The sequence below is a fragment of the Sulfurovum sp. genome (assembly GCA_020525365.1).
Taxonomy (GTDB): Bacteria; Campylobacterota; Campylobacteria; order Campylobacterales; family Sulfurovaceae; genus Sulfurovum.
This window is the reverse complement of the sequence record JAIZOF010000001.1, coordinates 551,971-576,753: the sequence shown is the minus strand read 5'-3', so window position 1 is coordinate 576,753 and position 24,783 is coordinate 551,971. Positions and strand designations below refer to the sequence as shown.

20 protein-coding genes, 1 other RNA gene and 1 pseudogene are annotated in these 24,783 nt (G+C 37.5%); 12 read left to right on the top strand and 10 right to left on the bottom strand.

Features of this window, described 5'->3' with window-relative positions; genetic code table 11:
• Nucleotides 1–9: 9 nt before the first annotated feature.
• From LGB01_02920 to LGB01_02905, 4 genes are all read right to left on the bottom strand, one after another.
• On the bottom strand, nucleotides 10–1,293 hold the full coding sequence (locus tag LGB01_02920; GenBank protein ID MCB4753166.1) for a ComEC/Rec2 family competence protein: 1,284 nt from the start codon (nucleotides 1,291–1,293) through the stop codon (nucleotides 10–12).
• 26 nt (nucleotides 1,294–1,319) lie between these two features.
• On the bottom strand, nucleotides 1,320–2,774 hold the full coding sequence (locus LGB01_02915) for a replicative DNA helicase (GenBank protein MCB4753165.1): 1,455 nt from the start codon (nucleotides 2,772–2,774) through the stop codon (nucleotides 1,320–1,322).
• A complete protein-coding gene (gene ispG / locus LGB01_02910; protein ID MCB4753164.1) occupies nucleotides 2,775–3,836 on the bottom strand; it encodes a flavodoxin-dependent (E)-4-hydroxy-3-methylbut-2-enyl-diphosphate synthase in 1,062 nt (353 codons plus the stop codon). It lies immediately after the preceding gene.
• 104 nt (nucleotides 3,837–3,940) lie between these two features.
• Nucleotides 3,941–4,309 carry a hypothetical protein gene (locus LGB01_02905; GenBank protein MCB4753163.1) on the bottom strand — a complete coding sequence of 123 codons (369 nt, stop codon included), beginning with the start codon at nucleotides 4,307–4,309 and terminating at the stop codon, nucleotides 3,941–3,943.
• Nucleotides 4,310–4,926: 617 nt separating this feature from the next.
• Between LGB01_02905 and LGB01_02900 the strand changes: the two genes are divergently transcribed.
• The gene (locus LGB01_02900; GenBank protein ID MCB4753162.1) at nucleotides 4,927–5,118 is read left to right on the top strand and encodes a hypothetical protein; all 192 of its coding nucleotides are present in this window, start codon (nucleotides 4,927–4,929) and stop codon (nucleotides 5,116–5,118) included.
• Between the two features lie 560 nt (nucleotides 5,119–5,678).
• Here the strand turns inward: LGB01_02900 and LGB01_02895 are convergent.
• Both LGB01_02895 and LGB01_02890 read right to left on the bottom strand, forming a co-directional pair.
• Nucleotides 5,679–6,176 carry a type II secretion system GspH family protein gene (locus LGB01_02895; protein MCB4753161.1) on the bottom strand — a complete coding sequence of 166 codons (498 nt, stop codon included), beginning with the start codon at nucleotides 6,174–6,176 and terminating at the stop codon, nucleotides 5,679–5,681.
• Between the two features lie 581 nt (nucleotides 6,177–6,757).
• Nucleotides 6,758–6,841 (bottom strand): annotated as a pseudogene (locus LGB01_02890) (prepilin-type N-terminal cleavage/methylation domain-containing protein).
• A gap of 3,903 nt (nucleotides 6,842–10,744) precedes the next feature.
• Between LGB01_02890 and LGB01_02885 the strand changes: the two are divergent.
• A complete protein-coding gene (locus LGB01_02885) occupies nucleotides 10,745–11,017 on the top strand; it encodes a hypothetical protein (GenBank protein MCB4753160.1) in 273 nt (90 codons plus the stop codon).
• 1,308 nt (nucleotides 11,018–12,325) lie between these two features.
• Here LGB01_02885 and ssrA read toward each other — a convergent pair.
• Nucleotides 12,326–12,689, bottom strand: a transfer-messenger RNA (tmRNA) gene (gene ssrA / locus LGB01_02880).
• A 252-nt stretch (nucleotides 12,690–12,941) separates the two neighbouring features.
• Here ssrA and modA point away from each other — a divergent pair.
• From modA to LGB01_02835, 9 genes are all read left to right on the top strand, one after another.
• Nucleotides 12,942–13,688 carry a molybdate ABC transporter substrate-binding protein gene (gene modA, locus LGB01_02875; protein MCB4753159.1) on the top strand — a complete coding sequence of 249 codons (747 nt, stop codon included), beginning with the start codon at nucleotides 12,942–12,944 and terminating at the stop codon, nucleotides 13,686–13,688.
• Nucleotides 13,689–13,703: 15 nt separating this feature from the next.
• A complete protein-coding gene (gene modB / locus LGB01_02870; GenBank protein MCB4753158.1) occupies nucleotides 13,704–14,366 on the top strand; it encodes a molybdate ABC transporter permease subunit in 663 nt (220 codons plus the stop codon).
• Nucleotides 14,363–15,037 carry an ATP-binding cassette domain-containing protein gene (locus LGB01_02865; GenBank protein MCB4753157.1) on the top strand — a complete coding sequence of 225 codons (675 nt, stop codon included), beginning with the start codon at nucleotides 14,363–14,365 and terminating at the stop codon, nucleotides 15,035–15,037. Before modB ends, LGB01_02865 begins: the two co-directional genes overlap by 4 nt.
• 44 nt (nucleotides 15,038–15,081) lie before the next feature.
• Nucleotides 15,082–16,344 carry a peptidoglycan DD-metalloendopeptidase family protein gene (locus LGB01_02860; GenBank protein ID MCB4753156.1) on the top strand — a complete coding sequence of 421 codons (1,263 nt, stop codon included), beginning with the start codon at nucleotides 15,082–15,084 and terminating at the stop codon, nucleotides 16,342–16,344.
• A complete protein-coding gene (locus tag LGB01_02855) occupies nucleotides 16,313–16,879 on the top strand; it encodes an NUDIX domain-containing protein (GenBank protein ID MCB4753155.1) in 567 nt (188 codons plus the stop codon). The genes LGB01_02860 and LGB01_02855 overlap by 32 nt, the downstream gene beginning before the upstream one ends.
• A gap of 26 nt (nucleotides 16,880–16,905) precedes the next feature.
• Nucleotides 16,906–18,879, top strand: a complete 1,974-nt coding sequence (gene uvrB, locus LGB01_02850; protein MCB4753154.1) for an excinuclease ABC subunit UvrB — start codon at nucleotides 16,906–16,908, stop codon at nucleotides 18,877–18,879.
• Nucleotides 18,880–18,990: 111 nt separating this feature from the next.
• Entirely contained in the window at nucleotides 18,991–21,075 is a 2,085-nt protein-coding gene (locus tag LGB01_02845; GenBank protein MCB4753153.1) for an RNA degradosome polyphosphate kinase, read from the top strand.
• Nucleotide 21,076: 1 nt separating this feature from the next.
• A complete protein-coding gene (locus LGB01_02840) occupies nucleotides 21,077–21,613 on the top strand; it encodes a gamma carbonic anhydrase family protein (GenBank protein ID MCB4753152.1) in 537 nt (178 codons plus the stop codon).
• Between the two features lie 3 nt (nucleotides 21,614–21,616).
• On the top strand, nucleotides 21,617–22,267 hold the full coding sequence (locus LGB01_02835) for a hypothetical protein (GenBank protein ID MCB4753151.1): 651 nt from the start codon (nucleotides 21,617–21,619) through the stop codon (nucleotides 22,265–22,267).
• Nucleotides 22,268–22,292: 25 nt separating this feature from the next.
• On the opposite strand, the gene LGB01_02830 is transcribed toward LGB01_02835, so the two are convergent.
• The 3 genes from LGB01_02830 to rpe form a co-directional block, all read right to left on the bottom strand.
• Complete coding sequence (locus tag LGB01_02830; GenBank protein ID MCB4753150.1) at nucleotides 22,293–23,078, bottom strand: 3'-5' exonuclease; 786 nt, start codon at nucleotides 23,076–23,078, stop codon at nucleotides 22,293–22,295.
• Entirely contained in the window at nucleotides 23,062–23,652 is a 591-nt protein-coding gene (locus tag LGB01_02825; GenBank protein MCB4753149.1) for a phosphoribosylanthranilate isomerase, read from the bottom strand. The genes LGB01_02830 and LGB01_02825 overlap by 17 nt, the downstream gene beginning before the upstream one ends.
• A 78-nt stretch (nucleotides 23,653–23,730) precedes the next feature.
• Complete coding sequence (rpe, locus tag LGB01_02820) at nucleotides 23,731–24,393, bottom strand: ribulose-phosphate 3-epimerase (protein MCB4753148.1); 663 nt, start codon at nucleotides 24,391–24,393, stop codon at nucleotides 23,731–23,733.
• Between the two features lie 174 nt (nucleotides 24,394–24,567).
• Between rpe and rpmB the strand changes: the two genes are divergently transcribed.
• Nucleotides 24,568–24,777 carry a 50S ribosomal protein L28 gene (gene rpmB / locus LGB01_02815; GenBank protein ID MCB4753147.1) on the top strand — a complete coding sequence of 70 codons (210 nt, stop codon included), beginning with the start codon at nucleotides 24,568–24,570 and terminating at the stop codon, nucleotides 24,775–24,777.
• Nucleotides 24,778–24,783: the final 6 nt, after the last annotated feature.

Sequence of the window (24,783 nt, the reverse complement as noted above, 5' to 3'; positions counted from 1 at the left end):
CCATGAAACCTACATGGGTATATATGCAATATCAAACCCTACAAAAAGATATAACGCATAAGACAAAGCCAAAACAAACAATACATAAAACACCTTATGGCTTTTGATGGCAACAAGTGAGAGTCCTATATAAATGATGGCTTTCCATACAGAAAGCAATGCAGGTCTACTCCCCTGTGGTAAAGCAAAGAGCCATTGCAATGCATTATCAAATATATCTCCATATCCAAACAAGTGTAGTAGTATTGTTATTGGGTAAAAAGGAATAAAGAGCAAAGAGAGCAATGGAGAGATAAGTTGCCATGGGTTTGTCGCTGAGAAAAATGTATGTACAATGGGTAACATCAATATAAAAATGCCCAGAGGGATGATCCAAAGCATAATGTGCCACCTTGACCACCCTTTGGCATAATACAGAAGTAAGTAGATATAAAAAACACCTATAATTGAAAACCAAAACCCCAATGAAACAAGCAGAGAAGGTACGAGCATAACCAGTAAAAATAGCACAAAGAAAAGAAACTTAAAACTTAGTAACTCTAGCCCTAATACCAGCATAACCCACCCTATCAAAAGCATTACATAAGCACGAAGTAGTGAGGGTGGTGCACCAACAAACCAAACATATAAACCAATAAGTAGTAGCGATACAATGCCTATATCAATAAGAGCAAAACGGTAAGGAAAGCAGTATTGCTGCAAAGGGCGATAAGGTATTAACAACAAGCCATACACAATTGCCCACAAAATACCAAGATGAAACCCACTAAGTGCGATAAGGTGACTAATCCCCAGCAGGGAAACTTTCTCTCTGAGCACACCAGAAAGTGGTGTGGCAAAAAAGATTGCACTATAGAATACCTGCATAGATTTGAGGGTATGTTGTGATGCAACTTTCTCATGCAAGATGCCTGCCAAACTTGTAGGCTGTTTTTGAACATATTTTATCCGACTCTTGACATAAAAAGTACCCAGATAATCCCAAAATGTAATACGCATATCAGGAAATAGCTGTACTCTTACTGTTTTCTTAAAGAGATTATCTTTACGATGTGTTGTTGTATAGAAAGTATGACCAGTATTGTCGTGAAGTTTCAATACCTGATAGCGGTACTTCTCTTTATGTTTCTCATAAGCATTAAGTACCGTTGCTTCTGTAAAATAGAAGGGTTTGGAGATAAACTCTTGATATGTGCGGTATTCCCATCCAAGCCGTACCAGAAGTATCAAAAAAAGAATAAAAATTGTCCAGAAAAACTCTTTTTTCTCTTCAAAAAGTTTTGGTTTTTCCAAAGTTACTGCCTACTATTTTTTATATATTATATTGGTGGCAATTCAATGTTTCCAGTATGAGCGGGAATATCTGCATCTTCATAGACTATTTCAACTGCAGGGGAATGCGAAGCGTCAACAAAGCGGGTATAGCGCTTTTGGAAAACCAAGTCAACTGTACCCGTTGGGCCATTACGCTGTTTTCCAATAATGAGTTCTGTCTCCTCTTCATTATTGCGAAGTAGTTCATCGTACTTTCTTTGGTGCTCATTGATCTTTTCAGCATTACCATCTGTTTTTGCCTTCTCTAGTTTCTCTTTCATTTCATTAATTTTGTAAACAATACTACGATAAACAAAGAGGATAATATCTGCATCCTGCTCGATGGCTCCTGATTCTCTAAGGTCTGAGAGCATTGGACGCTTATTGTCACGACTCTCAAGTCCTCGGTTGAGTTGTGAAAGTGCCAATATTGGTATCTGAAGCTCTCTAGCAAGTTGCTTGAGTCCACGAGAGATTTCAGAGATCTCCTGCTGTCTGCCTTCACGACCCTCTCCACTCATCAACTGAAGGTAATCAATAATTGCCAGTGAAATCTCAGGATGTTGTGTTTTGAGTTTTCTAAGTTTAGAACGTACATGATGGATAGTCGCATACCCACCATCATCAACAAAGAGCTTCTTTTGAGAAAGTTCATTGGTTGCTGCAGAGAGCTGTGACCATTGATCATCATTAAGATCACCCACACGTAGTTGCTGTAATGGGATAGAGGTTTTTACCGAAAGTAGCCTAAGCATCAGTTGCTCTGCAGGCATTTCTAAAGAGAAGAGTGCCACTCCTTCATTACGCTCTATGGCTTTAAGTGCCATATTAAGCACTAAGGCAGTTTTTCCCATTGCCGGTCTTGCTGCAATAATAACAAGGTCTCCTTTTCCAAAACCTGATGTCTTATCATTAAGACTCTTAAACCCAGTGTCAGTACCAATGAGCTTGGAGTTCCCTAATGCCTTGAGACGATTAATATCCTCCATCATTGCAATGGCAATCTCTTTGGACTCCCTAAAATCCTCATTGGTATTGTTTTGTGTAATCTCATAGAGTTTTTTCTCTACAAGGTTCATGACTTCCTCAGCAGGAAGATTATCTTCAATGGTTACCTTTTTGATCTCTGTTGCCAATGTTGCTAATGCACGTTTAGTAGATTTGGCTTTGATCTCAGTAATATATGCCATAGTATTAGAAATAGGGTTTGCTGAGAGTAAATCGAGCATTGCGACCTCATCAAACTTACCCATATTTTGAAGTTTTGACTTAAGAAACTCTTCATCTATAGGCTTCTCTTCTCTTGAGAGCTCTTCCATTGCCATAAAAATATACTGATGAAATGGGAAATAGAAGTCATGTGAGTTGAGCTTAGAGGCAATCTCTTCGTAAGCCTCAGGATCAAAAATAATGGCTGAAAGAACAGCACGTTCGATATTAAGGTTGTACATATTCTCCATCTATGCATTCTCCTTGGCAAACTTCTCAACTTCTTCTACAAACCTATCTACTAACCTACTCTCTGGTAGTCTTGCTATCACTTCTCCTTGAACCATCACAAGCCCAGCTCCCTTACCGTAAGCAATGGCAACATCAGCATGTTTGGCTTCACCAATAGCATTAACTACGCAACCCATAACCGAAACATCCATGGGTGTTTTAATATGTGCAGTACGCTCTTCTACCTCTGCTACAGCAGATACCAAATCTGCTTCAATACGTCCACAGGTAGGGCAGGAGATAATGTTAATTCCCTCTTGTATGCGGCCACTATCTTTGAGAATTGCTTTGCCAACTTTAATCTCCTCTTCAAGTTCCCCCGTCATAGAAACACGCAATGTATCGCCAATACCATCAAGTAACAGTGTACCTAACCCAATAGAAGATTTAATTGTTGCATGAAAGATTGTTCCCGCTTCAGTTACACCAAGATGAAAAGGGTAGTTATTTTTTGGTCTAAGCATACGGTAGGCTTTAACTGTTCTGTCTACATCAGATGCTTTGAGTGAAACTTTAATATCAGTAAACCCAAGATCTTCAAGAAACTTAATATTATACTCTGCAGAAGCAACCATACCTTCTGCCGTTGCACCATAACGTTCTTCAAACTCTTTCTCAAGACTTCCAGCATTAACCCCTATACGAATAGGAAGGTTGCGCTCTTGACATGCCTTGACAATCTCTTTAATGCGCCCTTTCTCTCCAATATTCCCTGGGTTAAATCGGATGCAATCAACCCACTTGGCTGCTTCAAGTGCAAGCTTATAGTTAAAATGAATATCGGCAATTAGAGGTAATGATACCTGCTCTTTAATCACCTTAAGTGCCAATGCATCTTTCATCTCTGGTACCGCTACACGCACCATATCCGCTCCTGCAAAATGTAACCGATTAATCTGTTCAACTGTTTTGGTTACATTATACGTATCGGAATAGGTCATCGACTGCACAGAGATAGGGGCATCACCACCAACAGCAACATCTCCGACATAGATTTTTTTAGTGGGGTAGCGTTCTTTCATAATCATCCCTATAAGGTGAATATTCCCATATATTTATTATGTCTCATTCTATCTAAAAAACCATTAACCCACAGGGCAATCGCTTATAGTCATACTCAATACTCTTACAAAAATTCAACTGGGTCCATATCAATTTCTATTTCACGACAATTAACCGAATGTAGTGCCTGAAGCAGAGGTGTACGATTTTTTGCCCGCAACAATATCTGAAACCGATACTTGTTGGCAATTCGTTCTATGGGTGCCTTGCCATGCCCAACAATCTCTATGCCATCAAACTGTTCAAGCCTTGTGACAGTATCAAGTGTTATTTTCCCTGCCCTGCTCTCATCCTTATTGGCAATGAGAATACGTGCCAATGAAAAGAAAGGTGGATACTGGGCAATCTCCAAAAAGAGCATCTCATCTTTTAAAAATGCCTCATAGTTATCTAAGTAAGGCTCAAACTGCGATGGGTCAGCTGTCTGTATCACTTAATGGTAGGAAGTTTTTCATGCGGAACAACCTCGGCCACCAGTTTGGTTCGCCACTCAAGAATTTGGGTAATACCGCAATGGCCTTTAAGATCATTGCCATAATGATGAATCACAGCCACTCACTCATACCATACAGGAATGACCTTTTAATTTGATGTCTGTACCGTTTTGACGAGGCAGAGGCACACAGCTGTGTACTCGTTGAGGAAAAATCTTGCAAAGAGGTAGTGCTGAAAAATGACTGCTCCTTATTCCTGCACAAAATCCCTTTAAAATAAAGTATCCTTTGATTTACACAAAAAAGATTAAAACCCGCTTTGGTGATATGATATATTGCTAGACTCTCTTGAGGGCGTGTAAGCATTAACCAAGATTGTGATAAAATCGCAACAATATTATTTTAATACTGTAATGATGGCAAAGAGAGACATGGTATTGGCTGCCCTTGGTGGGCTTGATACCAGTATTATTCTCAAGTGGCTACAGGACAACAGCTCATGCAAGTGGTACACTGCAGACCCTAATAAGCAGCGAAGAGGTAGAGCCTGCACGCCAGAAAGCACTTACATGGGTACAGTTTCTAAGAACAGCCTTGTCTCATCCACAGGAAGAGTTTGTTAAAGACTTTGTTTTTCTCCAATGTTTCTGAGCCAACGCACCATGAAGGAGAGTACCTGCTTGGCACCTCTATCGCACGCCCACTCATGCCAAGAAGCAGATTGAAATTAAAATACAGACAGGTGCAGATGCTGCTCTTGGGGCAACAGGAAAAGGGAACGATCAGGCACAGCTTTGAACTTGGATAATTCTGTAACTTGACCCAGACATAGCAGTTATTGCACCATGAGAGAGTGGGATCTTAATTCTCGCACTAAGTTACTTGAGTATGCTAAAACCATGGTATTGATACTACGCGGTAAACCAAAGCCTTATTCAAATGATGCAAATCTTCTGCACATCTCATGAGGGTGAGAGGGCTAGAGAATCCATACAATGAACCTTGAAGAGGATATGTGGCTTTGGTCTGTTTCCGAAGAGGCAACAGATAAAACCAGAGTATATTACCGTTACTAAACATGGTGATCCTAGGCAATTAATGGTAAAGAGCTGAGTCCAGCAACTATTCTTGAAACACTTGCAATACAATTTTAAGTAAAAAAAACATGGAATAGGACGTATTGATATTGCTGGAGAATCATGGTAGGTATGAGCGCATGTTAAGAAACACCAGGTGGAACCATTATGCTGGCGCACACGCTATTGAGTCCGCCGGACCCAGAGGCACACATGCTAAAGATGAGATGATGCCAAAGTATGCCAAGCTATCTTTTTAACTTATTTATATTGATAGGGAAATAAGAAAAACCTAGTGTGTTAATTTTTTACAGTCATTCCCATATGTACTATTGAGTTCATCACAATCAAATCTATTATTTTCCAGTGCAAAAACAACACCCACTCCCGATACAGGCATATAGAAAGTATAGGTACTTGGATCACTGCTGGTACCTTGTCCCACACGAGTCTCTTTCCAGCACTCTTGTGAAGTGCTATTTGCACAAGATATTGGAGGATAGGCAAGTACTGGCTTTGATGTATTACCATCAAATGCATCAAATATTGGACTACCATAGCTCGATGAAGAACTTAATCTCTTTATTGTAGTAAAATTTCCCTTCAAAATACGCTTTTGCCTCTCCATTGCAACAGCACTTCTGACAGATCCAATAGTACCTTTTGCTTTACTTATCACTGCATCATTGCGTGTACCAGAAAACTTTGGAATTGCAACAGATGCGAGTATGCCGATAATCACAATAATAAACACTAACTCCAATGCTGTAAATGCATCTCTTAATTTCATCAATCTACCCCTTAATAATTTACCACACCTTACTCTTCACACATAAACAATAATCTCTATGCAACATGTTGGTTACTCTTCTTATTTTTCATTTGAACAATCAAAAAAATAACCACGCTTCACATCATTGATAAACCGGGAATAAACCCTAGTTTATCTGCTTCAATCAATCTGTTGTAAAATTACATATCAATTGTTTTTGAAGTCTGTCCTTCAAAACCATTTGCTTTTGCTATCAACCTAGCTGCTTTAATGGCAGTTGGAATTGTTGTACTTGCACCTGCTGTACTAAGAGTCATCTGGTAAATCTCTGGATTATTTGCATCTTGTGCAAAAGTAATAGCGACTGCCTGTCCACCTTCACAATTATAGGTAATGCCAGCTCTCACTGGGTCTGTTGCAAGTTCTACCACACCACTAGTGTTATTTTGTACAGCCATATTCCCATTGAATATATCTTGAATTTGTACAGTACGGAAGCCTGCAAAGCCCTCTTTTGTATATCTCACTGTAGCACCTGAGATAATATTTCCAACATCTGATACACACACCGATGCTGCAGCATCATCTCTGTTTTGTGCTAGTTTTGGAATAGCTACCGCTGCTAAAATACCAATAATTACAATAACAAAAACCAGTTCAATCATTGTAAATCCACGTCTCATATTATTAGTCATAATTAACCCCTATTAAAAATTTTAGTACCGACCCAATAGTCAGTCTACTCAAAGTATAGCACAACAATTCATAAAATTAAACTGAATTTATAATAATAGTTTAGATAAAAGGTAAATTTATTTTAGTTTAAAGGAAATTCTAGTATCCTATTTAAAAATAAATTATAAGATATGGTATTAAAATAAGGATTTCTATAATGAAAAAACAAACTATAACATTTATACTTCTAGCAACTGCTCTCTCATGTTTGCTGGTGAACATCAGGAATACCAGATAAAATAAAAAGGCAATTGAGCCACTACCTCTGAAAGCTCCAGACATCGGCCAAGAGCTCTGGATGTGGCCATTGTTCTGTACAATGGATGAAGAGCAGCCATCTATGATATTTACAATGGACTCTACAACCAGCATGGCACAAAAGAGCTTAACAACGCCAAGCAAATCAGAGTAATTAATATCTGTGACCATTCAAGCGCCTTGTTTAAGAAATATTTTAAATAATGATAAATTGTCATTTGATCATGCCAATGTATCCATCGAAGATAAGGCCTGCTGGAACTATGATATTCCTTCCATTCAAACCCGCAATTCACTGATTTTAAGAGGTTCAGTTTCGAAATTGCTGCACATAAGTAGGATGTATGGTAGAAGTTACCAAGATTGATGATTTAAATGAAACATAGAAAAAGTAAAGACGCCTCATAGCCTGATGATATTTCTACTGTTTTAACATTTTTATGTCAAGGTGTACATGACCACTACTGGGCATTTAGCCGTAAGCTACAAAATAAAGGAGTGGGGAGGCTGTTGTTCTCTCTGGCATCATAGGGAGATAAAACTATTGTCATCCTAATTCACCCACAACCACCCAACCAGGCTTAAATTAAGAAGGCGTAAGAGGTATAGAGGCAAGGTTAGATGGCTGATGCAATCAACCATACTTTTACCTTAACATACTACTCCTGCATTTCAGCAGAGCATTAATTTCATAGTATTTTGAGTGGTTATGGTCAATTTTATCTAATAAAAGCCATATAGTGGCTACCCTATCAAAAATAACACAATAATTATCCATTGACTTTTTGATATCTGTTGTATGTCATGCTTTTGTATTTCACATGCATTGCCAGACAATACTTGGACTTTGTAATATACCTTATGGTAAATGAGACACCACCCTAGACAGATGCCAAAAGCTGTTTAATTAAAAGTAATGCTATGCATGTAAGGCGTAATACCTTAATAGGTGGGTCATAATCTCAAAACACAATAATAAAAATATCATTAACAGAAAGTACAAACCTAATGAGCTATGCAAATCTTTTTGTGGGGCACCTACATACTTGGCAGGAATCTGATTTTCACAAAAAACCTTACCCAATATAAGCGTAGGTGCATACTTTTGGGTTTATATCCAGCATAAAAAATTCCAATATAAAAATGTAATAAATATTTTTTGTAAAGAAAAAATCATGGGTCAAATAGGCATTTAAAAATGAAAATGTAGCAGGTGCAGGATCCTCTACCTGCTCTTGCTCATGTTCGTATTAAGTACGGTATATCATACCTCTACTGTTTCACCAAAAATAGATATGGTGTTTCATCTTATCCTTTCTAGTTTTTCTTGAATATACTGATTTTGTGTGTATATAGTGTGTAGACAAAGAAGTAAATGATAAGTTCCACAAGAGGGAAACATACGAGCAGCAGAGATAGGCTTGTGATTACGTTGCAGCATTGCGTCCAACATTGTTCATTGGATGCATTACCACCTATTGGTGTCTCTGTTGAAAAATTTGGTATCTGAGTTAACTGCATATGGAATGTTCTGAGATTAGAAGTGCTTGCTGATGTGGTCTGCTATTTCAACTCTATGTTCTGTAACATTGTATCTACTCACCACCGTGAGCACCATCATAAAAGAGTTTCAGTACTATTTTTGGTGTAACGGCTGGCTCTCCATGCTCCTACCAAACCGGTATTGTACTGTCATCAGACCATTTTTGCTGTTATGATGTTTGAAATGTCTCTTTTTCTGCCTCTGTACCGATTGTCCAAAGTTTTTTGGGGTTGGTTCTTTACGGTCCTGCTGCATAAAAATGCTATTCAACCATCATAACGCTGGTTGTGGTACAATTAGGTCTTTAACTTGTAAAGCAATTCTGAGATATTATTGGGTGCACAATTACAATTCTTCTGTATCAATTCTGATGTATTCTTTTGGGTTGCCTCTGATATAGCAAACTGAGCCTGTCGTTATGATTTTTAATCTCTTCAGTCGTTTCAATAATGAGGTCATAAGCTACAACGTAAGGATAGTTTTAAAGCGTTCAGCTACTGTAGCCCACCATTCGATAACATCAGATAGAGTATTATCATCGCTGGATTTAGTTTAAAATCTTGCCTGATAGGCAATAATAGGGATTAAACCAGCTTCAACACAATCATCAACCACATCAATCAACTCCTGCATAAGTGCTTTGCCGGTAATATCGGCAGGAGTTATCTAAAATATTTTCTGATAGGCGTATTCTGACATGACCAAACCCACGTTCTTTAAAAATAGCTGGCACGTTGATGCCATCATCATGTGATTTTTGTATCGCAATGCGTCCAGAATTTGTTTTTTACCCACCAACATCTATGCTCGTTTTCAACCTAGACTGATACAATCATGGGGCTAATTGGATTGTGATTGTTTTGTGGTACACTTGTACCCTTTGTAATAAGCTACTTGACAGCCTCCTAAAGTTATGCTGTTAATAAGAATGATGAAGTATCTTACTTGCTTTAATCCTAATGAATGAAATAAACTACAGTTTTTACTTGTAGCAAAAGTTTGTGTATAACAAAATTTAGAGAGCAACAGAGTGGACAGTCTCAAGATACTGACATGATAAACAGAGCTACAGAAAGTCAATTTCAGGATAGTGAGCGTATTCATTAAACACTGTCAAACCAAGTACTCACAACCACTTGATGCTGGAGTTGATGGTCTTTGAGGGCGGATCTAAGTACCAGAAAATACATCTCATACCCAAAACCTCGATAGCCACCGCCAAGAGAGATATAAACCGATCTGGTCTCAAAGAATCCCAGAGCAAGTAGAGGAACAGCTGGCAGGAGGTGAGGTATGCTGTCGTTGCATTAAATTCAGTTTTCTATTTTTGGCCTTCTTTTTTGGGGTGCGGATTTGTGCTAAATTGGTCTAATTTATTTAAATTTAAGGTGAATAGAGGACTCATATTTAATAAATTTCAGTAATTTTGAGAAATCAAGATGAATTTGATTAGGGGAAGGAGTTAGTCACAACAAAACAAATATAAAGATTATCTAAAATTAAGTTAACAGTATTACAGTAGCTAAGTAACTTTCATTAGTATAAGCAAATGCACAGAAATTGAAATATATTTGAAACTTTTACCTGTTGATCTTATAAAAAGAAACAAGAAAAGTAAAAAAATTTAGTACTATATAATGGAGATGGGTTTACCAATGAAAATATAGATTCTTTTTAATCATTATCTGTCGATTACAAAGAAACTTTGGGATGCAAAAAGGTATAGAGATTTACCTATTTGACAACTGTGAGAAAGTTAATCTAAAGCTACAATAACAGGAAACATTGAATTTGATTTCGATATAGATAGAGAGAGATAATTAAAACCTATACGATTACCTAATGAACCACTTATTCAAAAAACAAAGTAGATTTTATCAATGTAAAAGAGGACGATATTGATTTAAAGGGGAAGAAAAGAAATTATTGGGCATTTTCTCAAACCTTTAAATTCATGGTAGATGATACAAAATGTGATGATTAGATCATATATTGACAATAAATTAGTCTCGACAATAGAAGCAAAAAGAACATGGTAAGGGTTTTGAGGATGGAAATATTTACTATCAAGGTAGTGGGAGAAATGACGAAAATTTACTGTTTCATAAGCAAAAGTGCTCTTCAATTAAAGGCCATTGTGCAGATAAAAGAAGTAAAAGGCAGATACATTAGATTGAAACTTATCACGGCAAAAGATAAAGGAATATTGTATTTTGTCAGTTCTAAATACTTTGATAAACATGTAGATGATAGTCAAATAGCTTTATTATCAAAGATAAAAATATTAATCTTCAGTGATGGACTTGATTGGGAGAATAATTAATAGAAACTTTTGTAACAATAGATAGTGTTTGTAAAAAGTATGGTATCGACATAGATGCAAAAGTTAAAGAAAATCAATCTAAAAGTTTATAAGATCAGCTCCATATCTACATCTTATATTAAAAAAGTACTAATAAAGCTAATAGTGCAGAGATTATTAAAGAGGCAAAAGAGAGATTTAATATGACAAAGAGTATATTGAAATATAAAAATAAAATAAACCTGATTATGAAGAAAGGCTTATGTCAGCAATCACAGAGTTGGCTGAATATATTTTCTGACTTGAGAAAAAAATTATTAATGATATTAAAAGCAGATCTCGAAAATGTTAACTAAAAATCAAATGAAACCATAATCTGTTAAATAAGATTATGCAAACGAAAATGCAAGTAATGATAGTGATAAGTTATATAAAAATAATAATTATGGTTATTTGATGAAAGATTTATGATTACAACTATGCTATAGTGATATAATAATAAAATTTTGGATCTAAAGATAAAGATAAAAATACTGACCTGATATTTGTATTTTTACGTGAAGAGTGAAAGTGATATTAAAGATATTGTACTTACAGAATTAAAAGGTAGTGATTTGCAACAGGTGAAAAATTCGCTGAATCAACAGAATTAAATACATAAGATTAGACTATTTTGAAAAGAATTAAAGAAGTCTGTATTTGGTCATATCTTACCATTAACATTAAATAATGAAACAAAACAAGAGTTGGAGGATACGCGTCAGGTAATGAAACATATACTACATAAAAAGGTGAATGTTTTATATCTATAATGAAAAAATTAAATGCAATTACCATTCTCAAATTTGAAACAATGATAGATGCACTAGAAGGAATCAACTATTTTTAGATATTCCTAAAGAGAATATTAAGACAAGAATTAAACTGTAATCTTATAAAGATACATCTTTAGTTTGCTCATCCAGCCACCACCCCACCACTGTACAAGCTCTTTCCTCTGATCTAATACTGAGCCCAAAGCCTGAGATACTCTAGTGCCTACTCAGGGCTAACCATACCCCGATGACTTCTGAGCTAAAACCGCCTTTCGTATAGTGGAGGACATGGTCTAAATCCATGAGGAAACCAGAGGTCTAGTGACAATGACAACTTTAATCTTTCTGACTATCACTAATTCCTTACAGCAAAGCAGTGGTATCATAAGTTCTTCCCCTGTAGTGATGTCCCACCCTACACGAAAATAAAAAAGCGTTAGTGTCAAATTTTATTAATACTCCATAGTAAATAATAAAAGTTGATATATGATTTTTCTTGAGATATACTAGTGTTTTGTGGAGGTGAGGGAATTGAACCCCTCGTCCTAAAACAGCCAGAACCATGACTCCTACATGCTTAGTCTAGTTGTTATATCCTCAACTGGCTTTGTACTACACCCAAAACTTGCTAGACCAGCTAAAATTCTCACACCCAAGACATAGCTTCCTTGGTGCATAGTCATCAGAATGATACCCAAAAGTCCGTTGCGACACCTGCCGGCAGGGCAGTCCTCCGCATAAGCGGTTGTAACTTACGTTACTGCGTGCTGGACGATAATCTGTATTGTTTGCGTTTATTCGCATTGGGCCGCGTAACGGAATTGCCCAGTCCGACATGCACATAGCCCGACTACTCCAGTCGAAACCAAGTCACCCCCATAGTGTAGAGCAGGATAATAACACTTTCAAACAACTTTGTCAAGCGCGTTATGTATTAAGGTATATAGTGGTAATATTTTTGTTATATTCTTTCATGCAATCTATGGAAAACGACTGAAAAATCTGTCAAGATCCCAAAAAGGAAACATACACATTTTCCAGAGCATCTTGCCTAAATCACCATTTATTAAATAGAAGCCATGGTGACAGACATTAGCATAAAATATGACGGTAGGGAAATAGGGCTTAACATGTATAAACTAATTTTAGTCTCATGGCTACTTCTCTCTGTCACATATGGAGAAACAATCTACATTGCACTAGCTGCCAATATGGGTGAGGCGATCAAAGCACTGGTGACAAAGTTTGAACAACAATACCCACAAATTCATGTCAAATACACCATAGGAGGAAGTGGAAAACTAGCAACACAGATTGCCAATGGTGCACCATTTGATCTATTTCTCTCTGCCAATATGGACTACCCCAAAAAGCTCTATGAAGAGGGTCACACAGTAGGAGTACCCATAGTCTATGCACAAGGTACACTGGTACTGTTTTCCATTAAACCCAAAGAGATGAAGAAAAATCTACAACTATTGACCTCCCCATCAGTCAGTCACATTGCTATTGCCAACCCCAAAACAGCGCCCTACGGTGTTGCAGCAGTAGAAGCATTAAAAAATACCAAGCTCTATGATACATTATATTCAAAACTTGTCTATGGTGAATCTATTGCTCAAACACTTACTTATGTACTTCATGGTGCCGATGTAGGAATTGTAGCAAAGTCATCACTTTTTTCTCCTCAAATGAAACACTTTAAAGAGGGAGTTAACTGGATTGATGTGCCAACCAAGCTCCATACACCCATTTCACAAGGCATGGTTTTACTAAAACGTGCAACCAATCACAGTCAAGCAAAGCTATTTTTTACATTTATGCAAAGTACCGATGCTAAAAAGATACTCACCCAATATGGATACCACGTACTATGATAGACATGACCCCTTTTGTACTCTCTTAAACTGGCATTTTTAACCACACTAATTCTTTTTATGGTTGCACTTCCATTTGCATGGTGGCTCTCTCGGACTCATGCTAGATATAAGCCTTTTCTTGAAGCCTTAACAGCACTTCCAATTGTACTTCCTCCCTCAGTATTGGGATTCTATCTACTTGTGATATTTTCACCCAACTCACCTGTGGGTAGTTTTATTGAGTCACTTTTGGGGGAAAAGCTAGTATTTACCTTTACTGGACTGGTTGTGGCAAGCTGTTTTTATTCGCTGCCATTTATGGTACAACCACTTCAAAATGGTTTTGAATCACTCAACCAACACATGATAGAAGCGAGCTATTTGGCAGGAAAAAGTCACTGGAAGACATTGCGTTATGTAGCGCTTCCTAACATTAAACCCTTTCTGATCACAGCACTCATCATGACTTTTGCCCATACAGTTGGTGAATTTGGGGTAGTACTAATGGTGGGTGGCTCCATTCCTGGTGAAACCAAAGTAGCCTCTGTAGCAATCTATGAACTGGTTGAGATTATGGCATATGACACAGCACATATCTATGCAGCAATATTACTTGGTTTAAGTTTTTTGGTGTTATTGGGTGTCTATGTTTATAACCATCGTCGTCGTAAAAACCTTTTAAAGGTAGTACCATGATCAATATGACACTACAAAAAGAGTTATATGGCAGTCAAGGCATGATGACACTCTTTGTAAAACAATCTGTCAACAAGGGAGACTTTATTGTTATTATGGGAGAGAGTGGTGCAGGAAAGAGTACTCTACTACGAATACTTGCTGGACTTGAAAGTGCTAACGGAGATATAGTTGTTGATGGTGAAGTATGGCAAAACAAAACAAGTACACTATCTATACAGCAACGAAATGTTGGTTTTGTCTTTCAAGACTTTGCACTTTTTGACAATATGTCTGTTAAAGAAAATCTCATGTTTGTCAGTACTGACAACAAACTGGCAGATGAGCTACTGGAGACAATGGAAATAACGGGATTAGATAACCAAAATGTACAATATCTTAGCAGTGGACAAAAACAACGAGTTGCATTGGCACGCGCACTGATGCGTCGTCCAAAACTACTACTACTCGATGAGCCCCTAAGCAGTCTTGATCCACGTATGCGACATAAACTCTCAATACATATCAAAGAACTTCATATGCGTTTTAATATGACCACACTAATGGTAAGCCACGATATAGCTGAAGCAAAAAAATTGGCAACAAAACTTTGGTTTATTGAAGAAGGAGAGGTTAAAACGTATCCGCTTAATTACCTTGAACATCACGACTACACAACCAATTTAATCTAATTCGGCTATAATAATGCTCAAAATTTGGGAGTAGATTAATATTGATGAAAATAATCATTTTGTGTCTACTCTGGACTACTTTAGTGCTCAGTATGAAAGTGGACTATAAACAATGGAAAAAGAATCAAACTTTTTCAGACTATCTTGGCACAAATCATATTTCAAAAAGCCTACTCCAATCGATCTCAGACGAGGATAAAAAATTTCTTCTTGAGATACGTAGCAATAGCAAATACTGTGAATTAAAAGATAAAAATGGGATACTCTACCAAGTGCTTATTCCCATCAATGAAGAGATGCAGATACATCTTTTCAAAAAGCCCCATTTGGATGAATATGGGTTTGATATCATCTCGGTTACCTATCAAAATAAAGAGTACTTTGGGAAAATAACAGTAGAGCGTAACCCCTACAGTGATGCACTAAGCAGTATTCAATCTCCTCAACTTGCAAAACGTCTTTCCTTGGCTCTTGATAGTAGTGATATTGATACCCAAAGTCTGCAAAAAGGTGATGAAATTGCATTTATCTATATGCAAAAAACACGGCTTGGAGAGCTTTATGCCATGCCAAAAATCCAACTCATAAAAATCAGTACAAGAAAAAAAGAGCAATATGTCTATACCGATGGAGATGGGTATGGATACAAAGAGGTAAAAAGAAAAAAATCAGGCAACAAAAAGGTTGTCTATGGTCGTCGTAGTCGTACGTCAAAAAGAGGTAGATTTGGTATGCCGCTAAGGCATACACAAATTACATCAGGGTTTTCATATCGACGTTGGCACCCCCTTTTACATCGATATCGCCCTCATCAAGGAACTGATTTTAGAGCACGCAAAGGTACACCTTTGCGTGCTGTCAATGATGGAAGAATCATATTTTCCGGATGGATGGGTGGCTACGGACGTGTTGTTAAGATTAGGCATGCAGGGGGGTATGTCTCGCTTTATGCCCATCAAAGCCGCATTAGAGTTAAACGGGGGCAACGTGTCAGAAAAGGGCAAATTATCGGATATTCAGGAAACTCTGGACGAAGTACTGGTCCACACCTCCATTTTGGCTTAACAAGATATGGGCACTGGATTAACCCAATGAGAGTATTAAGAAAAAAATCAATTGGAAATGCAGTACTAAAAAAATTTGCAATAACAGATATAGAAAAGAGTAAGGAAAAACTTAATGTATACCTTGCAAATAATACTCCATCCTATATCTGGGGACAAGAGTGGTTTTCTAGAAAACTACGAGATACAGAAGTTGTAGAGGTTGTAGAGAATGAAGAGCAAAATCACAAACTTCAGGCTTGAACCTTTAAAGAAGTCACACTTTATACAGACAGCACTGGCATGCTATGAACAGTGCGGTATTACTAAAAACTGGGAGGTTGTTGAGGCACACGATAGTGTGGCAATACTACTTTACCATCTAGAAAAAAAGACCTTTATTCTCGTTAAACAGTTTCGTCCTGCTGTCTACTTGAACAATGAGGATGGAAATACGGTAGAACTTTGTGCAGGCATTGTTGATAAGGACCTTTCCCTTATACAGATTGCCATTGAAGAGATAGAAGAAGAGTGTGGTTACCGTGTACCTCTAAATACCATAGAGCGTGTAACCGCATTTCATACATCTGTTGGTTTTGCAGGAAGTAAACAGACATTGTACTATGCTGAAGTAGATAGCAAAATGCAAGTCTCCAATGGTGGTGGAATCGATGATGAACTGATTGAGGTACTTGAAGTACCTGTTGACGAAATGGAAACCTTGATCTATAATGAATCTGTTGCCAAAACACCTGGGCTAATGTTTGCCTTTATGTGGTGGAAACAGAAATATACATAAAACTGAATATACCAAAAGGAGCTTACTTGCCAAACTTTACCGTTAAGAGCCCCTACAAGCCTTCTGGAGATCAACCTCAAGCTATCGATACATTGTCCCAATCTATTGAAAAAGGCAACCGCTATCAAACCTTATTGGGTGTAACTGGTTCTGGTAAAACCTATACAATGGCAAAGATCATCGAAAAGACCAAAAAACCTACACTCATTATGACACATAACAAGACACTAGCAGCACAACTTTACTCAGAATTTAAAGCTTTTTTTCCTAACAATCATGTAGAGTATTTTATCTCTTATTATGACTACTATCAGCCTGAAGCCTACCTGCCAAGACAAGATCTCTTCATCGAAAAAGATAGTTCAATCAATCAGGAGTTAGAACGTTTAAGACTAAGTACTACTGCTTCTTTGCTAAGTCATGACGATGTCATTGTTATTGCTTCAGTCTCAGCAAACTATGGGCTTGGATCACCTGAAGACTACCGATCTATTGTCCAAAAACTCTGTGTGGGCGAAACATACAATCAAAAAGAGCTTCTATTACGCTTGGTTGACATGGGCTATAAACGTAACGATGAATTCTTCGATATTGGAAACTTTCGTGTCAGTGGTGAGGTAATTGATATCTACCCTGCCTACTCTGATGAATATGCTATCCGTGTGGAATTTTTTACAGACGAAATAGAAGATATCTACACCTTCAACTCTCTTACAGGAGAGAAAGAGGCATCAATGAAGGAGGCAACTATCTACTCTGCCAATCAATTTATTGTTGGCAAAGAGAAGCTTACACATGCTATCAAAACCATCGAAGAGGAACTGAGTGAACGATTGGTGTATTTTCAAAGAGAAGAGCGTATGGCAGAATATAGTCGCCTTAAACAACGTACTGAATTTGACCTTGAAATGCTAGAAGCCACTGGTATCTGCAAAGGTATCGAGAACTACTCACGTCACTTAACTGGTAAAAAACCTGGAGAAACTCCTTACTCAATGATGGACTACTTTGAAATAATGCATGAGGATTACCTGGTTATCGTTGATGAATCACATGTCTCTCTACCACAGTTTCGTGGCATGTATGCTGGAGACCGTAGCCGTAAGGAGGTACTAGTAGATCATGGTTTTCGCCTTCCTTCTGCACTTGACAATCGTCCACTACGTTTTGAGGAGTATATCAACAAGGCACCTCACTACCTTTTTGTTTCTGCCACCCCTTCTGATCTGGAATTAGAACTCTCTAGTACCATTGCCGAACAGGTTGTCAGACCTACTGGGTTACTTGATCCCGAAATAGAAGTCATTGATAGTACCTATCAAGTTGAAAATCTACATGACCGCATGAAACCAGTCATTGAGCAGGATGAACGAGTACTCATTACTGTATTAACAAAAAAAATGGCAGAGGAACTGACAAGCTATTACAACGATCTTGGGCTTAGGTGTAAATATATGCACTCCGATCTTGATGCAATCGAACGAAATCAGATTATTCGCTCCTTGCGTCTAGGAGAGTTTGATATTCTAGTAGGAATCAACTTGCTCAGAGAAGGACTCGACCTACCTGAAGTCTCACTGGTTGCCATTCTTGATGCAGACAAAGAGGGTTTTCTTCGTTCTAAAACTTCCCTTATACAGACTGCCGGACGTGCTGCCCGTAATGCCAATGGGAAGGTTCTGATGTATGCCAAAAAGATGACTGACTCAATGAAAACAACTATCGAAATTACCCAAAAGCGTAGAGAAAAACAAGTTGCTTATAACAAAAAATATAACATCACACCCAAAACCACCATTAGAGAGCTTGATACCAATCTCAAGGTTGAAGATGCTGGAGAGCTTTACAATAAACGTGATAAACTTGATCGTATGCCCAAAGGTGAACGCCAAAAACTTATTAAAGAAATTAAAGCTAAGATGCTTGCGGCAGCCAAAAATCTAGAGTTTGAAGAAGCAGCAAGACTACGTGATGAAATTGCAAAGATAAAGAAACTTTGAGATCCCTTTAATAGTGAATAGTAGATAGTTATGGTATGCTTTTCTCTTAAAAAAGTTTTTATGTAATATGGGGTAATTCTCTATGAAATTACAAACAATAGAGGTGTGTCAATGATTGATCTTAACTCTTCCCAGCTCTACTTCAATCGTGAATTAAGCTGGTTACAGTTTAATTCACGGGTATTAGCACAAGCACTTGATGAAAAACTACCACCACTAGAACGGCTAAAGTTTCTTGCCATCTACGGTACCAACCTTGATGAATTTTATATGATTCGTGTCGCAGGGCTTAAGACACTCTTTAAAGCACACATACAAGAGACTGGTGCAGACAAGCTAGCACCGATAGAGCAACTTAAACAGATACATACCTATTTACACAAAGAGCATCATGTACTTGAGGTCTGCTATACTTCCATTATCTCTGAATTACATACACATGATGTACACATTAAGAACTATGAAGTACTAACCCAAGAAGAGCAGGCTGAGATTAGAAAAATATTTTTTGATGAGATATATCCAGTTATTATTCCTATTGCTATCGATGCAACACACCCTTTCCCACATCTAAACAATCTCAGTTTTGCACTTGCAATTACCCTTCAAGATGAGTCAAAAAATATTAAACATGGACTCATTCGTATTCCACGTATACTGCCACGTTTTATTCAGATAGGAAAAACCTTTATTCCCATTGAAAGTATAGTGGAACATTTTACAATAGAGCTTTTTCCAGGGTTTACCCCACTTGCATCAACCCCATTTCGTGTTACCAGAAATGCTGATATTGAAATAGAAGAGGAGGAGGCAGATGACTTTCTTGAAATACTACAAGAAGGGCTACGTTCGCGAAACAAGGGTTTACTTATACGTCTTGAGATACTTGAAGGGGTCGATACAAATCTGTTACAGTTTCTGCTAACACATCTCAATCTTGATGAGAATGATATCTACTCCTACAAGAGCCTACCTCTCAACCTTGGTGCACTTTGGCAAATTGTAGAAGATAGCCAACTGTCACATCTAGTGCTACCACCCTTTACCCCAAAAATCTTACCACCATTTGATACAGGAAATATCTTCGAAGCAATAGAGAAGCAGGATATATTGCTCTATCATCCTTTTGATAGCTTTGAACCGGTCATACAATTCATTAAACAGGCTGCCACTGATCCTGAAACCATTGCTATTCGTATGACACTTTACCGTGCTGGACAGAAGTCCCACATTATTAAAGCACTCATTGATGCAACACGTGAAGGCAAGCAGGTGACAGTACTTGTCGAACTTAAGGCACGCTTTGATGAGGAAAATAACCTACGATGGGCCAAGGCACTCGAAGATGCTGGTGCGCATGTGGTCTACGGTATTCCTGGACTCAAGGTGCATGCAAAGATCACACAGATTATTAAACGAAAAGGGCGTAAATTACAAAGCTATATTCATCTTGCTACAGGAAACTACAACCCAACTACTGCCAAGATATACACTGATATCTCTTATTTTACTACCAAAGAGACTATTTCAACCGATGCAACTCACTTCTTTCATTTTCTAACAGGGTTTTCAGCCCATACAAAACTAGATACACTCCTTGTATCACCAACACAAATTAAACCCAAACTCGTAGATCTTATTGAAAAAGAGAGTCAGCACGGCAAACAAGGACATATTATTCTTAAGGCCAATTCATTGGTCGACACTGATATTATCAAAACACTCTATAGGGCATCTCAAAAAGGATGCAAAATCAATCTTATTATTCGTGGGATTTGCTGCCTTAAGCCAGGAGTCAATGGCGTAAGCGAGAATATTACAGTCTCTTCTATTATTGGTAAATATTTGGAGCATCCGCGTATCTATTACTTTAAACACCATCAAGTACAGTGCTATATCTCTAGTGCTGACCTGATGCCACGAAACCTTGTGCGTCGCGTAGAACTGATGACACCCATACTCGAAAAAGCTCTCTCGCAAAAGATTGAACAAATTCTTATACTACAGACAACAGATAACCAACTACACTGGAAATTACAAAAGAGTGGCGAATACATCAAGGTACCAACACTTGGTAAAAATATTAATAATCATGAAATACTTGAGCGGTATATCAATAAACTATACAATAAAACCAAAAAAGAGATACCAGACTATGTACATCGTTTAACAAATCGTATCATCAAAGAGGGATAAAATGATTTTACAGTTTAAAGAGTGGGTTCCAAAACTAGGAAAGCATGCATGGATTGCTGAAGGGGCTTCAGTCATTGGGCGTACCCAGATAGGAGATGACAGTGCAGTATGGTTTGGTTGCGTAGTGCGTGCAGATGTGCACTATGTTAAAATTGGTGATCGTACCAACATTCAAGACTTAAGTATGATTCATGTTACCCACCATAAAAAAGAGGATATGAGTGATGGCAATCCCACTATTATTGGCAATGATGTCACCGTTGGACATCGTGTTATGTTGCATGGTTGCACCATTGAAGATGCCTGCCTTATTGGCATGAGTGCCACCATACTTGATGGTGCGGTAATCGGCAAAGAGTCTATCGTAGGTGCAGGAAGCCTTGTGACTAAGAACAAAAGGTTTCCACCACGAAGCCTCATTATGGGTAGTCCTGCAAAAGTGATTAGAGTGCTGACAGATAAAGAGGTTACAGAGCTCTATGCATCAGCAGAACGGTATGTAAAATTTAAGAATGAATACCTACTGAAAGAGGTATAAAAAATGAATACAATTATTATCAAAAGTTTCAAAGACATCTTCTCTTCTGCTGTACTGCTTTTTATCTTTAAAGTTGGTATGATTTCTACCGTAATCACATGGGGTCTCATTTGGCTACTTGGAGATATATTAAAAGGATTCATTATCAATTATCTTGGATGGATACCATGGGAGTGGGCACAAACAACTGGGGCATCTATTGCCATAGTAGCAGTAGGCTATATGCTCTTTATCTTAACACTCTCTGTCGTTACTTCATTCATGATAGAACCACTACTTATTATGCTTGCACAAAAACACTATCCATATGCAAAGGTAGTAAATTCATCTTCTGTTATGAAATCTACCATCTTAAGTATTCGTAGTGGTCTATCCTTCTTTTTTCTCTTCCTTTTTCTACTGCCGCTAATGTTTATCCCCCTTATAGGGGCCATATGGATGCTTTGGCTTTGGTCAATACCCATCAAGGACTCCAGTATCTATGATATTCAATCACTTTTTGTGCCACAGGAGCAGAAGATAGAGGTTAAAAATGCAACTGTTCTTGCTATGGTTGCCGCAATATTTAACTATATTCCTATATTGAATATTTTTACCCCAGTATTTGCAGAGATTATTTTTTTACATACAATTATAGACAAGGAAAATAAATAGCAAGAAGCTATACAAATTTTCTTAGCTACTGTTTTGTCTTATTTTGTCTTGTTTTTTTGCTTGATTCTGCAAACTGTAAGAGATCACTGGTTGTCTTTACATACCCAGGTAGTGTTTCAAAACTTTTGAGCATAACCTTAGAGGCACAGAGTGCATCAGAGTAGGCACGATGATGGCAAGCAGTTTCCATCTCAAGTGATTCAATCAAATAGGCAAGTCCATAGCGTTCACTTTCAAATGTTCGCTTAGCAAGATTAATCGTACAAAGTATTGGATTTCCTATATTTCCAAGCCCAAAACGCTCAAAAGAGGCAGAAAGAAAAGTGTAATCAAAACTGGCATTATGTGCAACAAATACTGCATCATCCATAAATTTTCGTAGTGCAACAAGCGCTTCACGTCTTGTAGGTGCTTCCTTTAGATCTTCTGGCTCGATACCAGTAATCTTGGTAATGTATTCGGGCAAATAGGCGCACTCAACAAAAGTTTCATAACAGTCAATAACCTTACCATGCTGTATCATTACTGCCCCTATCTCAATCACTTGCGATGTACCTGGCTTACTGCCATTGGTCTCTATATCTATAACACAATATCTCTGTTCAGTATAGGGTGTAAAAAAGGTTTTAAGTCGATAAAAACCACTCTTTTTTTCTATGGGATATCCTGATGCCTGAAGTAATATAAAGATGGTATCACTCTCTTCAAGTAGAGTAGTATGCTTCATCACAATATATGAGAACTGCTCTTGTGTCAATACACCATTATGTTTGTAAAAAGTGGTAGTTAACCCTTCAAAGACTTTTCGCATATGCAATAAACTGCTTTACTTTATGAAGATCTTTTTTTCCTTTGACTGACTCTACTCCAGAGCTGACATCCACTCCATAGAAACCATATCCTTTTATATCTACTATATTTTCAGGTGTTAATCCACCTGCAAGAATAATCTTTGAGCAATCCACTCCCTTAAACCATTCAAGATTCAAACGTTTTCCACTACCACCATACGTCTCACAGTAGGCATCAACAAGACGATAACGATTAGAAAAACAATGTATATCCTCGGGAGACTTTGCACGTACAACTGGTAATGTCTTTGGTTCAACCATATCAAGAGATTCCTCATCGACATCAAAGTGTATCTGCGCCAAAGAGATACCGGTATATCGACAAATTGTATCGATGGTCTCAACTCCCTCATGAACAAATAATCCTACTCGTTCCACAAACGGTGGCAAAAGATCAATGATATGTTTAGCATTTTTAGGTGTAATGTAACGTGGAGATTGATTATAAAATACAAATCCTAGTGCATCAGCACCACATTCTACTGCATGTAATGCATCTCGAAGATTAGTAATACCACAAATTTTTACTCTCACAAAATATCCTTTTTCGGGAGTAAAAATGGTGTTGGTTTATCTTCTTGTGTAAGCCATTTTTTAAAATACTTACAGTGTTTACGATACATCATTTACTCTTCCCTTCAATGCCGCAATAGCAGTACTAGCACCCTCTGGGTGTTTATAGATAAATGAACCTGCAACCACTATATCTACACCAGCAGCAGCAAGCTCTTTAACATTGACATCGTTCACACCACCATCGACTTCAATTAGACAATTTGGATTATATTTTTCAATTAATATCTTCAAGCGTTTTGCCTTATCTATGATAGAAGGAATAAACTTCTGTCCACCAAAACCAGGATTAACACTCATCAGTAGGATCATATCGAGATTTTCTATAAGAAACTCAACTGCTTCTGGTGGCGTATGAGGATTAAGTACAACTGCTGGCTTAATCCCTAATTCCCTAATACGCTGGATAAGCCTATGAGGATTTTTCTCCTCTTCTATATGGAAGGAGATATATCTAGGTTTCAAAGAAGCAAAGAGCTCTACAAAGAAAGGATTATTCTCCACCATTAAATGAATATCGAGTGGCTTGGTTGCTACTTTAGCTACTGTTTCAACTACAACTGGACCAATGGTAAGATTAGGAACAAAATGACCATCCATCACATCAACATGAATAAAATCACATCCACCTTCACAAACAGTTTTGACATCTTCAGATAATTTTCCAAAGTCTGCAGAAAGAATACTAGGGGCAACTAACATTCTATTTTTCCTTTTTTAATTTAAAGATTAATAAAAATTATATCAAAAAGCTACTTTGCCTTTTAGTCATCTTAAGCGATATTTATGTTTTTTCTTGTATAATTCGCGACTAAAGCATTTTGGGATCACATACATACTTAAATATGCTATCTACATTTATAAAAGGTTATCATTATGGCAAGAAAATGTTCAGTAAGTGGGAAAGGTCCACTGGTAGGAAATAACGTATCTCATGCTAACAACAAAACAAAAAGAAGACAACTTCCAAACTTAAGATCTGTAAAAATTACACTTGAAGACGGAACAACAAAACGAATTAAGGTTGCTGCCTCTACGCTGAGAACAATGAAGAAAAAAGCTGCGCAAGCTACTGAAACTAACTAATTTTTT